Raw genomic sequence first — 17,155 nt, 5'->3', positions numbered from 1 at the left:
ATTCTACCATAAATTTGGTCAAAGTCAAGGATAAGGATTTGTTATCTTTGACAGGCGCTTCTTTATCTTGTATAATCTAAACCCATGAAAATAACAAGCAGCGCATTAAAAGAGACTTATTATTTTGATAAGCTTTCTAACGGGCTTTCCCTGGCGTTTATTCCCAAAAAAGGCCTGAGCAAGAAAAGCACGATGTTTGCCGTGGAATACGGCGCGCTCGACTTGGAGTTTAAACCACCGGCGCATACGGATTGGGTCAAGACTCCTTCCGGCGTAGCGCATTTTTTAGAGCATTTGATGTTCCATAAAGAGTGTGGTAATATCATGCAAGAATTTGCCCAGCAGGGCGCCTATTACAATGCCTCAACTGGTTATACCATGACCCTGTATTTCTTTACTTCGACCGAGAATTTTGATGAGAACCTAAAACTTCTTTTAAAGCTTGCTTTCGAGCCGTATTTTACGGATGAGGGTGTAGCAAAGGAAAAACACATCATCGAGCAGGAAGTGAGGATGTATCAGGATATGCCGGACCTGAAAATCGCCAGGAACCTTGCCGAAAACTTGTATCATAAGCATCCGGTTCGTCTGGATATCGGCGGGACTCCAGAAAGCATACAGGCGATAACACCCCAGACTTTAAAGGATTGCTATAATACTTTCTACCATCCGGCGAATATGATAGGCGTCTTTGCCGGTGATATCGACAGGGAAAAGGTCATCAAAGAGCTTGAAAAATATTTCAAGAATAAATCCTTAAAATCTCCAGAAGGATATAAAATAGCACGCAAGACCGTTACAGAACCGCCTGAAATAAGGAACCTGAAAACCGATATCAAAATGGCGGTTGCCCGCCCGCGTATAAACATCGGCTACAAAGATAGAAAAACCGGCATGACCGGGACGAAACTTATGATGCAGAATATCTGCACGGATATCATGATGGATTGTATCTTCGGCAAGTCATCCGAATTATATAATCGCCTTTATACCGACGGGGTAATTGACGAGACTTTCGGCTTTAATTATGAAATACACCCAACTTACGGCATGGCGACGCTCGGGGGTGAGGCAGAAAATCCTGACGAGCTTTACGCAAGACTCTTGGAAGGAATCAAGCGCGCCAAAAAGAATCTTATCAAAAAGCGGGATTTAAACCTGATTAAGCGCAAATCCACAGGACGGTTCGTGCGCCTGTTCGATTCACCGGAACACGTTTCCTCGGCTTTTATTTATTATCAATTTAACGGCATCAAGATATTCGACACCGTGAAATACATCAAGCGGGTGCTTTTAAAAGACGTTCTTAAACGGATGGAAGAATGCCTCGACGAGACGCAGCATGCGGTATCCATAATACGTCCGAAACATTAATTTATGCTGTCCAAAGTAATCTCCGCTGCGGTTAAGGGAATAGAAGCGCATCTTTTGGAAATAGAAGTTGACCACGCCCGGCGCGGGATGCCATCGGTTGTGATAGTCGGGCTCCCCGATACTGCTGTCAAGGAAAGCCGCGACCGTATCATCACTGCCTTTGCCAATACAGGCTATAAATTCCCGTCGCAGAGCAAATTGACCATTAACCTCGCGCCGGCTGATATAAAAAAGGAAGGACCGGTTTATGACCTGCCTATTGCCATCGGCATCCTTTCCGCGAATGATATAATCCCGCGCGATAATCTGAAAGGGTATGCGATTATCGGCGAACTGGCTTTGGAAGGCTTAATCCGCCCAGTCAAGGGTGCCTTATCCATGGCAATGATATGCGCTTCAAAAGGCGTAAAGGGATTAATCCTCCCCAAAGAAAACGCCATGGAAGCCGCCGTGGTGGAAGGGTTGGAGGTCATACCGGTCGGCAAATTATCCGAGGCGGTCGGATTCCTTAATCGTGAGATAAAGATAAACCCTCTAAAGATGGATATCAATAAAATATTCAGTGAGTCCAATCAATACGAAGTTGATTTTTCGGATGTCAAAGGGCAGGAACATGCCAAGCGTGCTTTGACCATTTCCGCGGCAGGCGGTCACAATATCCTGATGATAGGTCCTCCCGGAAGCGGAAAGACCATGCTCGCCAAACGGTTACCGACTATTTTGCCGCGGTTGACTTTGCAGGAATCTTTGGAAACCACGCGTATCCACAGCGTAGCGGGACTTTTGCCGCCGGATAATTCCTTGATAGCTACCCGCCCGTTCCGCGCGCCACACCATACTTGCTCGGAGCCGGGATTAATCGGAGGCGGTTCGGGGACATTGCCTAGGGCGGGCGAAATCAGCTTGTCGCATAACGGTGTCCTTTTTTTGGATGAACTGCCTGAATTCCACAGGAATCTTCTGGAAAGCCTGAGGCAGCCGCTGGAAGAAGGGATTATTTCCATCGGCAGGGCGAGCGCTACTGTTTCTTATCCGGCAAAATTCATGCTGGTTGCGGCTATGAATCCATGTCCCTGTGGTTTTTACGGGGACCCGAAAAAGGAATGCCAATGTTCTCCGAACCAGGTCCAGCGCTACCTAACCAGGATATCTGGACCCCTGTTGGACAGGATTGATATACATCTGGATGTCCCGTCCGTAGCTTACCGTGAATTATCCTCCAAAGCCGAAGGCACTTCATCAGTCGAAATATGCAATATCGTAACCAAAACACGCAAGATTCAACTTGAAAGGTTTAGGAATGATAAGATTAACTGCAATGCCCAGATGACGACAAGGCATATCAAGAAATATTGCAAGCTGGGCGAAGATTCGGAAAGCCTCTTGAGGCAGGCGATAGACGAATTAGGATTATCCGCCCGGGCGTATGGCAGGATACTTAAAGTGGCGCGGACGATTGCGGATATGGAAAAGGCGGAAGATATCGCGACCGCGCATATTTCGGAAGCCATCCAATACCGTAGTCTTGACCGTTCACGGTTTGCATAACTATTAAAATAGGGGTTTCCCGCATAGACCTGGAAGAAATCGTCTCATCAAAGTCTCATTTAAGTCCCTGTTAGAAAAAGTAGGGAACCTAGCAAGATTTCTATTGACATTAAATAAAATTGAGGTATAATACCAACCACGAACTGCATTAAGGAGGAATGGCTATGTGGAAAAAGATGTTTCTCATATTGCTCGTTATCTGCCTGCTGGTTGGTGTGGCGCAGGCGCAAAATAAGCCCGGAAAACCCAAAATTAGCTGGGAAAAGAAATATGACGATGCCGTTAAAAATGCCCAATCCGACGGCAAGCCTGTCCTGATATTTTCCACCTGTGATGCCTGAGCAGTCCAGCAGGAAGAAGCAAGCCGTGTGCTTGCCGACGAAAAGTTTATAGAAATGTCCCATGAATTCCATATGGTTAACGCCTCTCCCAAGGAAGCCGAAAAATATAAAATGGATGAATACACCAAAAAAGGTGGAATAGTTGTCGTTGACCCGGATGAGAACGAAATCACCCGCGATTCTTTCCTTTACCGTATGCAAAACGAAACCGCGCCGGGGAAAGCGCTGGAGATAATCAAAAGAGCGCTGGCGTTGTATGCCTCTAAGGAAATTAGCTGGCTGGATTCCGTGGAAAAGGGGGTGGAGCATGCTAACGCGGGGAAGAAACTCCTTTTCATCGCCTTTGTTGATGGGCAAAAGAGTTCGGAAAAAACGCTGAAAGCCTTAGAAGACCGCCTGCTCCTTAAGACCAACGAGAAATTCGTATTTGTCAAGTTGAAAGCAGTGGAAAAGCCCAAGAAGCCTGATGAGGCAAAGGAGCTTAGTGAAGAAGAAAAGAAAAAACAAGCTGAAGATGAAGAAGCCTTTGAGCGTATGCAAAAATGGGGCGTTTCCTCTGCCCCAGCAATATTTATCGTAGACCCGGAAGAAACAGAGTTGGAAAAGAGCCCCCTGCTAAGGATTACGGGAGCCAAGGATACAAAAGCCCTGAAGACTGCCATGAAGAAAGCCTTGGATGACTACCGAAAAATACAAGAAAAGAAAAAACAGGAAGAGGAAAAAAAGAAGAAGAAAGAGCAGAAATAATAGGAAGCAAAACCGATTCAATAGATAAATTTTAATTAAGCAGATTTTGTATAATAGCTTCCTATAAAAAACTTTACTATAGTCGAACACCCTGTTTTAGAAGATTTAAACCAGTGGATTGATTGATTCGGTAACGGGATAGGAGGGTGGATATAAAGGGTGATTTGAAAGCAACTTTCATCAGAATAAACTCGTTTATTCCCTTTAATTAGAAGTTTTTTATACCCCAAACAAGCCTTTTTGCACCCTTATTTTAACATTTGACCAGGGTGGGGATAGGGGATGTCTACGGATATTTAAGGTGATGCAAGGCTATTAATTTTTCCCTAAACTAAATCCGTTAAATGTTGCCGAACTTTCCTGATTTTTGTATAGTTTATTATCACCATGCGTATAATAAAAATAGACCCCAAGAATTACAGTCAATCCGAGCTTGCACCTGCGGCAGACGCCTTGCGTAAGGGTGGTCTGGTCGCCTTTCCTACGGAAACGGTTTACGGCATTGCAGTGAATGCGGATATGCCGGAATCCGTGGAGCGCTTGAGAAAGCTTAAGAAAAGCCCTATGAACCGTCCGTTTACCTATCACATCTCCGACATAGATGATTTTTATAAATTAGCCAAAAACCCGCCGGAGACGGCAGAGCGATTAGCCCGTGCTTTCTGGCCCGGTCCCTTGACGCTTGTCCTGGATGATGACAGCGATAAAACGATTGGGATAAGGTTTCCGAGCCATCCGGTTGCGCGGGATTTAATCAGGTTTTGCGGTGTGCCGGTGATTGCCCCAAGCGCTAATTTAGCCGGCCAGCCGCCTCCCAAAGAGGCCAAGCCGGTTATTGATTCCTTCGGCAGTAAGCTTGATATAATCATAGACAGCGGACCTGCCTTTTACGGCGTTTCTTCCACGGTCATAAAGGTTACCCAGGATAATAAATGGGAAATTATCCGCGGTGGTTCTATCGCAAAAGAAGACTTACAGCCTGTTCTTACCAAGATCATCATGTTCGTCTGCACGGGCAATACCTGTAGGAGTCCGATGGCGGAAGGCTTATTCAGGAAGATGCTTTCCGGCAAATTGGGTGTAGCTGAGCCTGAACTGGAAAGAAAAGGCTATAAAATACTTTCAGCAGGAATTGCCGCTGGATACGGGATTTCCGCCTCAGAAAAAGCTGTAACGGTTTTAAAAGAATACGGGGCGGATATTTTGCAACACCGTTCTCAGCCGGTTACCTTAGACCTCTTAAACGGGGCATCTTATATTTATGTGATGACCCGCGAGCATTTTAAGGCCCTGGTCGCTTGGAAGCCCGCCGCGGCAGAAAAGATATTTATGCTTGATCCTTCAGGGGAGGATATCAGCGACCCGATTGGCGGCGGACTGGAAGAGTACCGGCAGGCAGCATTCAAGATAAAAAACGGGTTGGAAAATGTGTTGAATAAGATAATAAACGATAAATAATGTTTTTAGCCGCAGAGACACAGAGAAGGAGAAATAATTTTATTCAAAATTAGTCGGGCGTTCTTAGTAGCTCGGTAGTGAGAGGAAGGAAATATATGAAAATAGCAATCGGTTCAGACCACGCAGGCTGGCAGGTGAAAGAAAAAATTAAGGCGTATTTAAAAACTTTAAGAAAATCCCGACGTTCGTCGGGGCATCGCTTTCTTGCGAAAGTTCGTGATTTCGGAGCGTATTCAGAAGAATCTGTGGATTATCCAGATTACGCATATAAGGTTGCCCGTGCCGTGGCTCAGAAGAAATTTACCTTCGGCATACTTGTCTGCGGCAGCGGAATGGGGATGTGCATTGCGGCGAATAGAATCAAAGGCGTAAGGGCGGCAAACTGTTATGATAAAACCACTGCCGAACTTTCACGCCGCCATAACAATGCAAATCTCCTTTGTTTGGGCGCACGCCTGATTCCCATGAATAAAATCAAGGCGATTATCAAGGTGTGGATAGCAACCCCGTTTGAAAGAGGGAGGCATGAGCGAAGGGTGAAGAAGCTGAAATAGAGTATTCTATATGCTTAAATATTTATTTAATCCTAAAAGTATTGCAGTCATCGGTGCTTCGCGCGAATCAGGCAAACTCGGGCATATTGTCCTGCGCAATATTATTTTAAGCAAGTTTGACGGTAAGGTTTATCCGGTTAACCCTTCAGCCAAACGCATTCTTACTCTTAAATGCTATCCTTCGGCCAGTGATATTCCCGGCAATATTGATATGGCGGTGTTTTCCATCCCGGCGCCGTACGTATTGCCTGCTTTAAAGGATTGTATTTCCAAGCGCGCCAAAGCCGGCATTATAATAACCGCCGGATTCAAGGAAACAGGTCCCCAAGGTGCAGCAATGGAAAAAGAAATACAGGCTGTTGCAAAGAAATATGGAATCAGCCTGATAGGACCAAACTGCGTGGGTTTGATTTCAACCTCTGCCTCTATGAACGCTACCTTTTCCATCACTCCGAAGATCCCACGCCAGGGAGAAATTACATTCTTTTCCCAATCCGGAGCGCTTGCCATGGGGATACTCGACTGGACGATAAAAGAACGAATTGGCTTATCAAAATTGATATCACTGGGCAATAAAATTGACGTGGATGAAATAAAACTTCTGAAACACCTGGAAAACGACCCCCAAACTAAAGTGATTCTGGGATATCTGGAAGGGATAGAACACGGGATAGAGTTCATGAAAATTGGGCGCAAGGTCAGCCGCAAGAAACCGATTATCATGGTAAAAGGTGGAACAACCAAGGCAGGCGCGCGGGCGGTTTCCTCACATACGGGTTCGCTGGCAGGGCGCGATGCGGCTTACCAGGCGGCGTTCAGGCAATCCGGCATTATCCGCGTCAATACACTGCTGGAACTCTTTGATGCGGCAAAGGCGTTTATTAAAACTAAATTATTAAAAGGGCCGAATATCGGGATAGTAACCAATTCAGGCGGTCCGGCAATCCTGGCAGCCGACGCCTTGGAGAAATCACCTGTTTTAGAGCTGGCGCCTTTCGGTAACAAGACTGTTGAAACCTTAAGGCGCAATTTGCCGCCCGGCGTGGCAATTTATAACCCGGTTGATTTGATTGCCGATGCCGATAAAGCACGTTATACATTCGCGATAAACACGGTATTAAAAGACCCTAAAGTGGATGGAGTTTTGGTTATATATACTCCGGCGACAAGCCAGTTGCCCCCGGCTCAATTGGCGCATACGATTATTAAACTTGCCCACAAATCGCCCAAGCCGATATTTGCCGTTTTTATGGGAGGAGAATTCGCTTCCGAAGGGATTAAGATTCTTTCTGCAGCGCATTTTCCGTATTACCAGATGCCGGAGCAGGCAATATTTGCCTTCGAAGCGGCTATGCGTTATTATAATATCCGGCAACAGCCGGTAAAACAGATTATCAAACGGTTTAGTGTAAATAAACCCCTTGCCAGCAAGATTATCAATACCGCGATTATCAATGGGCATTCTCAACTTGGGGCGGAAGCGGCTTTAAAGATATTCGGTGCTTACGGAATAAAAGTGCCCCAGAACCTGATTGCACGGACGGCAAACGAAGCGGGACAGATGGTGAAGCAAATCGGTTTCCCAGTAGTTATGAAAATAGTTTCACCGGATATTATTCATAAAAGCGATGTCAACGGGGTCCGGTTAAATATTGCCGATGCGGAAGAAGCAAAGGTGGTATTCGACGAGATTATTATTACCGCGCAGTCACGGGTTCCTTCGGCGCAAATTGAAGGCGTTTCCATCCAAAAGATGGTGACCGGCGGCAAGGAAATAATTATCGGGATGACGCGCGACCCGCAGTTCGGACCGCTTTTGATGTTTGGGTTGGGAGGTATTTATGTGGAAACTTTAAAAGATGTTTCGTTCCGCGTCCTGCCACTAACCGAACCTGAGGCGCTTTCCATGATAAAAGAGATAAAGAGTTATCCGATATTGTCCGGAGTGCGCGGTGAGGCGCGATCGGATATCGATGCGATAAAAGAGACTATCCTACGCCTGGCAGAGCTTGTTACCGACTTCCCTCAAATAAGCGAGTTGGATATTAATCCCTTTAAGGTGTTTGAGGACGGGAAAGGTGGTATGGCGTTGGATGCGAGGCTTTCTTTGAAAGGAGCGGATTGGCTGTAACACGATGTTTAAAGGTTCAAAGGTTAAAGAATTAAAAGCAAGGAGATAATTATGAAAACATTATGCATTTCTTCCAGTTCTGATTTTGCGGGCAAGAATCTTTTGCTGGTCGGCCTGGGCCACAAGATAAAGCAAAGCGGATATGAGCTAAGTTTCTTTAAGCCGATTGGGAATAAACCGCACCGCTTTGAACGGACGATAACCGATGCCGATATCGTCTTTTTCCACCAGCATTTGGGGCTTCCTCTCCAGCCGGCCGTAAATTGCCCGGTGCTTCTCAGCGATTCGCTTGTTGACCGGAGCCTTGCTCTCAAAGGAAAAGAGGCGGTAAAAAAGGAGTTGTATAACCGCGTCCGCAACGCCTTTAACACTCTTTCCGAGACAAAGGATGTTGTTCTTGTCAAAGGGTTGGGCAGGTTTTACCGGGGTGGTATTTTCGGGTTGACTGAAATCAGCCTTATCAAAGACTTTAACTGGCATACTATTATCATAGATAAATTCACAAACCTGGGAGAATCCGTAGATAATTTTATCAGCGTTAAAAAACTTTTGGGAAATCTTTTGATTGGCGTAGTCTTTAATTCCGTTCCTCCTGCCAAGCTTAATGCCATAAAAACCAAGGCGATTCCGTACCTGAAAAACGAGGATATCCCGGTTCTGGGAATCATTCCGCAAGAACGCGCCCTTGATGCCGTATCGCTAGGGGAAATCAGGGATTCTTTGCAGGGCGAATTAATTGCCGGCAAGGAAAAGCTGGATAATATGGTGGAACAATTTTGCATGGGCGTGGCAAACGTGGAAAGCTCACTTGCGCTTTTCCGCAAGGAAAAGTGCCAAGCCGTGGTTACGAGCGGCGACCGCTCGGATATCCAGTTGGCTGCTTTGGAGATGCCTCTGAAATGCCTTATTCTTACGGACAAGCTTTATCCAAGTGATATTATCCTTTCCCGCGCCGAAGAATTAAAGGTGCCGGTCCTAGTCGTCCCGTATGATATCATGCGAACAATGAACAAATTAGACGCCTTGGCAAAGCATATAGGATTAGCGACCCCATCCAAAGTGAAAGAGGCAATCCGGGCGGTAACCTCGCATATAAATACGAAAATGATTTACAAACGGCTGAAATTATAGTGAAATATGTAATATGCAAATAACCTTTCTTGGAAGCGGAACCGGCTTCCCGCGCAAAGAGCGTGCTTCTCCGGGAATTGTTGTCAGCCTGTCCGGAGCTTTTCCCGGTAGTGGGAAAATACGCAAACTCAATATCCTGATGGATTCAGGTCCGGGTTCCATGCGTCAGCTGGCTAAAATGGGTCTGACAACCAATGATATCGACATCATTTTTTATTCGCATCTCCATCCCGACCACACCATTGATTTAACAGATTTCCTTTTCTGCGCGAAGTATCAGGTGGTGGCTAAGAAAAACCTGCCCGGAGAGCTTAACCGGTTTATTAACGCTGGCGGAAAAGGCTTCCGCTCCAAACCGCTTTTTATTTTCGGCCCTCGCGGTTTCAAGAAATTCCTTGGGAAAATAAAAGCGCTCTACGGTTCATGGGTGGAGGCTTCGTCTTACCCCTTAACAATCAAGGAGGTGCTTAATAATGAAATGAAATTCGAGGGGTGGTCTTTAAAAACGGCCGAAATGGTGCATGAAAAGTATTCGGTCGGTTACCGCATAGAAAACAAAAAGAAATCCGTGGTTTATTCAGGCGACACGGATTATTGCCCTAATATCGTAAAGCTTGCTAAAGAAGCGAATCTTTTGATTACCGAATGTTCCACTTCCGACGAGATAAAAATGCCTTTTCATTTAACGCCCAAAAAGATTGCCGGAATTGTGAAAGAATCGGGCGTGAGAAAGGTGTTGCTAACCCATATCTATGAAGTGGCCGATAAATTTGACCTTTTAAAACAGGTTAAACAGTCATATCCGGAAATCGCAACCGGTCGCGTGCAACTGGCCCATGATTTTAAAAAGCTAGAAATATAACCATTTCCTTTTTGCGGCAAGCCTTCTAAAAAGGCCGGAACCAGAGAGCCGCTCATTTATTTTTCTTGATTTAGGTGGTTGATTATGTTACATTCTATCCTTTATTAATAACCGGGAATATATTTTAAAGGAGGCTATATGACACGAGCAGTCAGCAACGTTCCAAGACATCGCCGTAAGGTTCGAATGATGAAACAAGCCAAAGGCTATGTCGGCGGCAGGCGACGGCTTTACCGCAGCATGAAGGAAACCATTACCGGAGCCGGGCGCGACGCTTTCAGGGGGCGCAAGCAGAAAAAGCGCGATTTCCGCAGGCTTTGGATTACCCGTATTTCAGCCGCGGCTGAAACCAGCGGCATTTCATACAGCCGGTTTATAGAGGGTTTAAAGAAAGCAAAAGTTGACCTTAACCGTAAGGTAATATCAGAGCTGGCGATTAACCAGCCGAACGTATTTGAAAAGTTAGTCAAAACAGCACGGGCACACCTTTAATTCCAGGTATGTTATGGCTAAACGCTTGATTCTTATCGGTTGTTTCCTTGTTGCGTCCGCTTTTTTGTGGGCGCAAGACACCGGTAAAGACAAGAAACCCGAACCTCTCCAAAAGGACGATAAGCAAACCGAGAGCGAACAATTAATCAGCCAAACAAATCAAATCATCGAACTTATCGCGAAACTAGAAAGCCAAGATAGTGCCCAAGCCAAGGCGGCTTTCCAGAAACTGAAAGAGATCGGGTTGCCGGCTATTCCGTTCCTGGTTGATAAGCTGAAAGATAAAGGGATTTATCTGGAGCTGGTTAGCCAGATACATGCATTCCAACTGCCTTCGGCGGATGAAATCAAGGCGAACCTGAAAATATGGCAGGAATTAATCGGTGTTTCTTCGGAAAAGGAAGTTGCCGTTATTGAAAAATATTTTTATTCCAAATACCTGCAGGCGGTGCAGTCTTATCAGAAAGAACAATACCAGGAAGCGCTGGATACAATCAATGCCATAAACAAGCTTGAGCCAAAAGTTTCGTTCCGCGAGAAAATACAACTGTTTCGCATTTTGTGCGAGGAGAAAATCATTCAGAAAAGCGTTGTCCGGGTAACACTGCGGACGCCAAAAGATATATATGAAATCGGTGACAAAATATTCGTTACGTTCAAGATGGAAAATGTGTCTTTGGACCCATTGGAAATAAACCTAGGGGCAAATCCTTTCATGATGATAAATCGGACTTTCGCGGAATACAGCCCTCTGGGCGATTATGTAAGCACGACCGATGTTACCGACGAAAAACTTCCGGTAAATTCCATTAAGCTTAACCCGCAGGAGATTTGGGAACATACGTTTACAATAGATACATCCAAAGATAGTCCGACCAGCATATATTACCGGACATATGACATTTGGACGGAAATAAAAGCCTCCAAGATAAAATCGGGCTCTAATGAAGCCATTAAAAGAATAATTTCATTGCCGGCAACTATCCGCGTTTTTCCTCCGAGTGTGGAAAAAGTGTTGAAAGACCCTTTGCCCTGCCTGGCCCAGGCGCTGGACGGGGGGATTCCGATAGATATTTTTTTATGCGCCCTGCTAGTCCCCGAAAAAGACAAGGATAAGGCAATAGAATTATTGATGCGTTCATTGGATAGTTTTCCTGAGGAATCCAGAAGAGCCGTGATGACTTCGTTGAAACATATTACCAGATTACCACTGGAGATAGATGAAAAAGCTTGGCGACAGTGGTGGAAAGAACGAAAGAGATAGGTAATTTATGGAAAAATGGCAGAAACAGCTGGAAATACTTAAAAGAGGCGCGGTTGATATCCTTTCCGAATCAGAACTTATTGAAAAGCTTAAACTAAACCGTCCTTTAAGGATAAAGCTGGGGGTTGACCCGACAGCGCCGGATATTCATCTGGGCCATACGGTTGTTTTAAGGAAGTTACGCCAGTTCCAGGATTTGGGACACCAGGCGGTGTTAATCATCGGGGACTTTACTGCGTTAATCGGAGACCCTTCCGGCAGAGTAAAAACTCGTCCGCAATTGACCGCGGATGAAATAGAAATTAACGCCGAGACATATATGAAGCAAGTTGGGAAAATTCTTAAGGCCGAAAAGCTTGAGTTGCGACGGAATAGCGAATGGTTAGGAAAATTGCAAATGAAGGATATTCTTCAGCTAACTTCACAGGTTACGGTTGCCCGATTCATAGAGCGGGATGATTTTTCTAAAAGATTAAGGGAAAGGGCTCCGATCGGATTGCATGAATTGCTGTATCCGATGATGCAAGGATATGATTCAGTGGCGGTGAAGGCAGACGTGGAATTGGGCGGGACAGACCAGACTTTCAACCTTTTGGTGGGCAGGGACTTGCAGCGTGCTGAAGGAATTGCCCCGCAGATCGCACTGACGACTCCTTTGCTGGTCGGTCTGGATGGTGTTAATAAAATGAGTAAAACTTTGGACAATTATATAGGTGTAACCGAGCCATCTTTTGATATGTTCGGTAAGACCATGTCTATCCCGGATAGCCTGATGAAAGATTATTACGTTCTGCTTACCGGAATCGAGATGGCGGAGATCGAAAGCATCTTGAAGCAGCATCCGCGCGATGCCAAAATGCGTTTGGGCAGGGAAATAGTCACCAATTATCACACAGCCGCTGAAGCGCAGGAAGCAGCCGATAAATTCATACGGGTTTTTAGCCGCAAAGAAATGCCCAATGACATACCGGAAATACAACTCGGACCAGGAGATATGAAATCCGGAAAAATCTGGCTCCCTAAATTGCTAACCAAATGCAAAATGGCGGAATCAACCAGTGCAGCGACTCGGCTTATAAGCCAAGGGGCGGTATTGATCGATAACGAAAAAGTAATCGATCCGGAATCTGAAGTGGTCGTTAAAAACGGAATGATACTTAAAGTCGGCAAGAAAAACCGCTTCTGCCGGATTAAGGTATAATCGGCAAATCTTTACCAGTTAGAAACATCATCTCCCGTGCCGTTTTGGTTTTCACAATCCGGGCCTATTGACCATATCTGGTATTCTTCCGGATTGTGATAAGTGGATGTTTCCGAGCTCATTTGCGGGGCGGCGGAGAAAGCAAGGTCGTCAAGTCCTTGGTAATTAGCATACGCCCCCGGGGCGGCATAATCACGTGCATGGAAATAAACGAATGGCTGTCTCCAGAGATCGGCAATTTCCCTAAGCTTGTTATCACCAAAACGCCAGGTTAAATCCGTTTTTGAAGTTGAATCATCATCGAAATTGCTGTAGCGTTTTTCCTGCCAATCCAGGAACGGTCCGCCTTTAGATGTGTTTGCCAGGCAGGCGACAAGGGTTTCGACCCCTTGGTTTAAATTGTTGCCATCCGTAAAGCCCGCGATCGAAGTCGGGGGATAATCACCCCATTTGTTTTTATACTGTTCAAGCATTCCTTTTATCTTCATTATCTCAGCTTTAGTTGCGCTGACATCGGCATCTTTTTTCCCTTTAAAGATATTAGGGATCAAAATAGCGGCAAGCAAGACAATAATGCTAATTACGACGAGCATTTCAAGCAAAGTAAAACCACAACTCTTTTTCATGACAACCCTCCTTTGAAAAGATGGTTCATATTATCTTTTCTCGATTACTTTTACGGAATCGGCCAACAACTCCCATGTTGTTCCTATAGGGGCGTATCCATAAATGCCTAAGGCAAAAATCTTTGCCCGGCTAACAGATGGGATTTTGGATGATACAATTGAAGCAACGACGACATCATTTAAGAGGAGTTTCAATTCCAGTTGTTTGTCAGAACCGGTTGCTTTGCGGATGGAAAGTTTGAGATAATCATTCGGCAGCTCGGCCACCGGGATTTCGTTCCATTTATCGGAAACCACGTCGGCCGAACCGGAAGCCTGCCACCCCAAGCGATATTTATTTCCGGAGAGGAATATTCCGTAAAATAAAACGCCCTGCTTTGCCCCTGAAGCACTATCTTTGGCGGCAAGAAAGATACCCGCTCCTCCCCGATTCATTTCTTTTATGTTTAACTCGCAGTCAAAACGGACAAGGGCATTAGCGGCGCTTATGCGCTCGATATAGCTTACTCCGTTGACGGTATTTTTTTGGATGCCGCTGAATTTTAATTGCCTGTTGAATATCTCGATTTCTACATTATAATTTTCATCATGTTCCGTCCATCCTTCGCCAACGGTCGTATTATCGGGGCGGTCAAATGGGTCGGGCCAGGCAACTTGGGTTTCGGCCTCCTCAATTGCGGTTAACGAGGCGGAAGCATAGGCATCGTTCGGGTATAAGGCAAGCACCTTTTTAAACTGATTGATGGCGTTTTCCGTGTTTTTAGATAAATATTCAATGTAACCTATCCCGTTTAAAGCCGGCGCGAATTGGGGGTTAATTGCAAGGGCCTGGTCAAACCAAAAACGGGCGGTGTTTGTTTGTTTTGCGGACAGATAAGCTATGCCCGTCATTGAATAATCGGCCGGTGAAGGTTTTTCGTTGGCCAGTTTGGTCAGGTAGACTTTAAAATAGATAGCCGCTTCGGGAAAATTATTGGCGTAAAAAGAACATAATCCCAGGTAATACAGGCAAGCAGGAATCAGGGGCTTTCTTTTAATGATTTCAGAGAATATCTTCTGCGCCTGGCTGAAATCTCCTTTTGAGAAATAAAACTGCCCCAGGGCGAAATTTATTAAAATATTGTCAGTTTCCATTTTGGAAGCGTCCTGCAGGGATTTCAAGGCATTATCTGTTTTATTCTGCCCCCACAAGGCGTATGCTCCGGCAAGGTAGGGCATTGCCGAAACAGGTGCACGTTCCATAGATTCTTTTATAAGCCATTCCGCCGTCGTATAATCCCTGGACATTAAATAAAGAGCGGCAAGGTTAATCCATCCGGAAGCTTTGTAAGGTGCGTTTTCAATTGCCGCATAGAAATATTTGGACGCATTGTTGTAGTTTTTTTGCAGGACGTTAATAACTCCGAGTGTTGAATAAATTTCATCCTTGTGGAATTCAAGTTTCCATTCTTCCTCGCCGGAATTGTCATCCAGGATTTCGTTCAAACGCTCTTCTGCTTTGGAAAGTTCCCCTTTTTTAAACAGAAGCATTCCTTCCAGAAGAGCAACATCAGTATCGCGTGTGGAAATCCGGCTGGCGTTGCTATAAGCTGTTTCAAGTTGCTCGTAATAACCGCATTGATAATACATTCTCCCGAGTTTAACCAGGGGCGTTATCTGGTTCGGGGCGGCTTTGACCGCTGAGTTATAGGCCTCTATCGCTTCAGGCATTCTATTCAGCTTTTCGTATAGTTCTCCCATCTGTAAATAAATGGCTTCTTTTTTAACGAGAGATGTATTTAAAGCGCCTTTATAAAGCTTCATCTCGTTTTCCGTATCCATAACTCGTCGGTATAACCCAGCCGCCAGCAGATAATAATCGAGCTGTGTAGCGTCGATTTTAATCGCCCGGTTGATTTCGAATAAGGCCTGGCTAATTAGCTTTTCTTCCATGCACCAGCGTGCCAGTTCAACATGGGCGGTAGCATCCGCGTCATTGATTTCCGATTTGCGCTTCAGGTATTTTTGTTCTATGGTCATATGTTCGTTAACATTACGAAGCGCTTTGAGATCGTATGTAATGGTAATGGTGTCGCCTTCTTTTTGGAAAACAATCGAGGTTTCGTCTTTACGGACAATTTTCCCTTTTAAGACGGTATTATCCCATAAAGTAATCGTATCCGGAAACGGATCATCCGGTTTTTTATCCTCAACGGTTTCTTTGGGTTTGGTTGCGTCTATCAATTGTTTGATATCATCGCTGGCCAGTAAATTATACGTTGTCGCATCCGGAGGATCGTTTTTCAGCGGTAATAAAAAAGTAAAGGCGTTATAATGATTTTCATCAGGCAAGGGGGAAAACAGGTTAAAGAAAAGCGGTTTTGGTATAGGGGGAGGCGATTCAAGCTGCGCCTCGCTTTTTACCAGTTTCACCGGAGATATAAAAGGATTGCGCCCCGTTTCAAGATAATCTAAAAACTGCTCCGAAACTTCCGTAGCTTCGGACAATTCAGAAGGTTGATAGCTGATTTCTTTCGAGGCGGTTGTTTTTACGTTCAATTCTTCCTCGTCAGGGCGTGATAACACAACCGAGGTTATTATCAATATGATTCCCGCAAGGAAAAACATTTTTGCGTTAATAAGCTTTTTCATCTTAAATCCTCATTGATTACCGGAGATTTTCTTTATCACCCCCGCTGCCAGGGTCATCGTTAATAAATCGGCTTCCGAATCGGCGCTTTCCAGTGAGATACGGGGAATCGAGAGGAAGCCTTCCTCTTCGGCCATGTTTTCGGTAAGCGCATAGATAATTTCAGCGGCGGATTTGAATTTCGCCTTTAACTTGATTACAACAAGATCAGTTTTAAAAAACCCATTATCAAGGAGCCCGGCATCCAAAAAATCCTTAATTCCTTTTTCCATGTTAATAGAGATTATCTCCTGGCAGCCCTTTTCAATTGCCAGGGTGAGGATGCGATCTATGACATCCAGTTTTTCAAAGTAAGAAGGCACATTATTAACGGTGATGTTTTCGGTTGGGAATCCGAAGGATGCCGGGAATTTTATTTCCTTGGCGGCGGCCACCTTTTTCAAACGCGAATACTTCGTCCCCAAAAGGACATTGAATTTGATTAACAAGTCGGGTTGGGAAAGATCGACCGTATATTCTGGCCGGGGGCGGAACATGGTTTTTTCCTTTATTTTGGAAAGCTTTCCTTCTATCCGTTTTTGTTCCTCGGATATTTTTTTTAGGACGCTGTCGTCGATGCCGCCCGCCCTGCTGATTATCGAGCCGACTTTTGCGCGATTGTTTTCCAGCTCGCTTTTTAGTTCGGCATTGGTTTCTTTAATGGATTCTATTATCACCGCATAGGTAAAAACCCAGGCGATGATTAACAGGACCGATAAAACAAACAGTTTTTTAGAGTCGGTAAACATCTTTATAGT

At 45.1% G+C, this 17,155-nt stretch carries 15 protein-coding genes; 12 read left to right on the top strand and 3 right to left on the bottom strand.

Annotated elements, in window-relative coordinates; all coding sequences use genetic code 11:
* The first annotated feature begins 84 nt into the window (after positions 1 to 84).
* The 12 genes from HY811_06120 to HY811_06065 all read left to right on the top strand — a co-directional run bounded on the left by HY811_06120 (position 85) and on the right by HY811_06065 (position 13,103).
* Positions 85 to 1,374 (top strand): insulinase family protein, encoded by a 1,290-nt coding sequence (locus tag HY811_06120; protein ID MBI4834374.1) that lies wholly within the window; start codon positions 85 to 87, stop codon positions 1,372 to 1,374.
* Between the two features lie 3 nt (positions 1,375 to 1,377).
* Positions 1,378 to 2,922, top strand: coding sequence for a YifB family Mg chelatase-like AAA ATPase (locus HY811_06115; GenBank protein MBI4834373.1), 1,545 nt, complete (start codon positions 1,378 to 1,380; stop codon positions 2,920 to 2,922).
* Between the two features lie 164 nt (positions 2,923 to 3,086).
* Positions 3,087 to 3,263, top strand: coding sequence for a hypothetical protein (locus HY811_06110; GenBank protein MBI4834372.1), 177 nt, complete (start codon positions 3,087 to 3,089; stop codon positions 3,261 to 3,263).
* 27 nt (positions 3,264 to 3,290) lie between these two features.
* Complete coding sequence (locus tag HY811_06105) at positions 3,291 to 4,010, top strand: hypothetical protein (GenBank protein ID MBI4834371.1); 720 nt, start codon at positions 3,291 to 3,293, stop codon at positions 4,008 to 4,010.
* A gap of 387 nt (positions 4,011 to 4,397) precedes the next feature.
* Complete coding sequence (locus HY811_06100; GenBank protein ID MBI4834370.1) at positions 4,398 to 5,468, top strand: threonylcarbamoyl-AMP synthase; 1,071 nt, start codon at positions 4,398 to 4,400, stop codon at positions 5,466 to 5,468.
* Between the two features lie 95 nt (positions 5,469 to 5,563).
* Complete coding sequence (gene rpiB, locus HY811_06095) at positions 5,564 to 6,022, top strand: ribose 5-phosphate isomerase B (protein ID MBI4834369.1); 459 nt, start codon at positions 5,564 to 5,566, stop codon at positions 6,020 to 6,022.
* Positions 6,023 to 6,032: 10 nt separating this feature from the next.
* The gene (locus tag HY811_06090) at positions 6,033 to 8,153 is read left to right on the top strand and encodes an acetate--CoA ligase family protein (protein ID MBI4834368.1); all 2,121 of its coding nucleotides are present in this window, start codon (positions 6,033 to 6,035) and stop codon (positions 8,151 to 8,153) included.
* Positions 8,154 to 8,204: 51 nt separating this feature from the next.
* Positions 8,205 to 9,284 (top strand): phosphotransacetylase family protein, encoded by a 1,080-nt coding sequence (locus HY811_06085; GenBank protein MBI4834367.1) that lies wholly within the window; start codon positions 8,205 to 8,207, stop codon positions 9,282 to 9,284.
* A 13-nt stretch (positions 9,285 to 9,297) separates the two neighbouring features.
* Positions 9,298 to 10,146 carry a ribonuclease Z gene (locus HY811_06080; protein MBI4834366.1) on the top strand — a complete coding sequence of 283 codons (849 nt, stop codon included), beginning with the start codon at positions 9,298 to 9,300 and terminating at the stop codon, positions 10,144 to 10,146.
* Positions 10,147 to 10,284: 138 nt separating this feature from the next.
* Positions 10,285 to 10,638 carry a 50S ribosomal protein L20 gene (rplT, locus tag HY811_06075; GenBank protein ID MBI4834365.1) on the top strand — a complete coding sequence of 118 codons (354 nt, stop codon included), beginning with the start codon at positions 10,285 to 10,287 and terminating at the stop codon, positions 10,636 to 10,638.
* A gap of 13 nt (positions 10,639 to 10,651) precedes the next feature.
* A complete protein-coding gene (locus HY811_06070; GenBank protein MBI4834364.1) occupies positions 10,652 to 11,902 on the top strand; it encodes a hypothetical protein in 1,251 nt (416 codons plus the stop codon).
* A gap of 7 nt (positions 11,903 to 11,909) precedes the next feature.
* Positions 11,910 to 13,103: a tyrosine--tRNA ligase gene (locus HY811_06065; protein ID MBI4834363.1), complete on the top strand. Its 1,194-nt coding sequence runs from the start codon at positions 11,910 to 11,912 to the stop codon at positions 13,101 to 13,103.
* 11 nt (positions 13,104 to 13,114) lie between these two features.
* Here HY811_06065 and HY811_06060 read toward each other — a convergent pair whose 3' ends face one another.
* From HY811_06060 to HY811_06050, 3 genes are read right to left on the bottom strand one after another with little or no spacing between them, the layout of a single operon-like run.
* Positions 13,115 to 13,729: a prepilin-type N-terminal cleavage/methylation domain-containing protein gene (locus HY811_06060; GenBank protein MBI4834362.1), complete on the bottom strand. Its 615-nt coding sequence runs from the start codon at positions 13,727 to 13,729 to the stop codon at positions 13,115 to 13,117.
* Positions 13,730 to 13,759: 30 nt separating this feature from the next.
* Entirely contained in the window at positions 13,760 to 16,360 is a 2,601-nt protein-coding gene (locus tag HY811_06055; GenBank protein MBI4834361.1) for a tetratricopeptide repeat protein, read from the bottom strand.
* A 9-nt stretch (positions 16,361 to 16,369) separates the two neighbouring features.
* Complete coding sequence (locus tag HY811_06050) at positions 16,370 to 17,146, bottom strand: hypothetical protein (GenBank protein ID MBI4834360.1); 777 nt, start codon at positions 17,144 to 17,146, stop codon at positions 16,370 to 16,372.
* Positions 17,147 to 17,155 lie beyond the last annotated feature (9 nt).

The organism is Planctomycetota bacterium, assembly GCA_016207825.1.
GTDB lineage: Bacteria > Planctomycetota > MHYJ01 > JACQXL01 > JACQZI01 > JACQZI01.
Note: the sequence above shows the minus strand (reverse complement) of the source record. Positions and strands in the feature narration are given on the sequence as shown.

Excerpts from the sequence above, each read along its gene's own strand:
- HY811_06065 (MBI4834363.1), top strand. The coding sequence starts at position 11,910 with ATGGAAAAATGGCAGAAACAGCTGGAAATACTTAAAAGAGGCGCGGTT.
- HY811_06055 (MBI4834361.1), bottom strand. The coding sequence starts at position 16,360 with ATGAAAAAGCTTATTAACGCAAAAATGTTTTTCCTTGCGGGAATCATA.
- HY811_06120 (MBI4834374.1), top strand. The coding sequence starts at position 85 with ATGAAAATAACAAGCAGCGCATTAAAAGAGACTTATTATTTTGATAAG.
- HY811_06110 (MBI4834372.1), top strand. The coding sequence starts at position 3,087 with ATGTGGAAAAAGATGTTTCTCATATTGCTCGTTATCTGCCTGCTGGTT.
- HY811_06115 (MBI4834373.1), top strand. The coding sequence starts at position 1,378 with ATGCTGTCCAAAGTAATCTCCGCTGCGGTTAAGGGAATAGAAGCGCAT.
- HY811_06090 (MBI4834368.1), top strand. The coding sequence starts at position 6,033 with ATGCTTAAATATTTATTTAATCCTAAAAGTATTGCAGTCATCGGTGCT.
- rpiB (MBI4834369.1), top strand. The coding sequence starts at position 5,564 with ATGAAAATAGCAATCGGTTCAGACCACGCAGGCTGGCAGGTGAAAGAA.
- HY811_06100 (MBI4834370.1), top strand. The coding sequence starts at position 4,398 with ATGCGTATAATAAAAATAGACCCCAAGAATTACAGTCAATCCGAGCTT.
- HY811_06060 (MBI4834362.1), bottom strand. The coding sequence starts at position 13,729 with ATGAAAAAGAGTTGTGGTTTTACTTTGCTTGAAATGCTCGTCGTAATT.
- HY811_06070 (MBI4834364.1), top strand. The coding sequence starts at position 10,652 with ATGGCTAAACGCTTGATTCTTATCGGTTGTTTCCTTGTTGCGTCCGCT.
- HY811_06085 (MBI4834367.1), top strand. The coding sequence starts at position 8,205 with ATGAAAACATTATGCATTTCTTCCAGTTCTGATTTTGCGGGCAAGAAT.
- HY811_06050 (MBI4834360.1), bottom strand. The coding sequence starts at position 17,146 with ATGTTTACCGACTCTAAAAAACTGTTTGTTTTATCGGTCCTGTTAATC.
- HY811_06080 (MBI4834366.1), top strand. The coding sequence starts at position 9,298 with ATGCAAATAACCTTTCTTGGAAGCGGAACCGGCTTCCCGCGCAAAGAG.
- rplT (MBI4834365.1), top strand. The coding sequence starts at position 10,285 with ATGACACGAGCAGTCAGCAACGTTCCAAGACATCGCCGTAAGGTTCGA.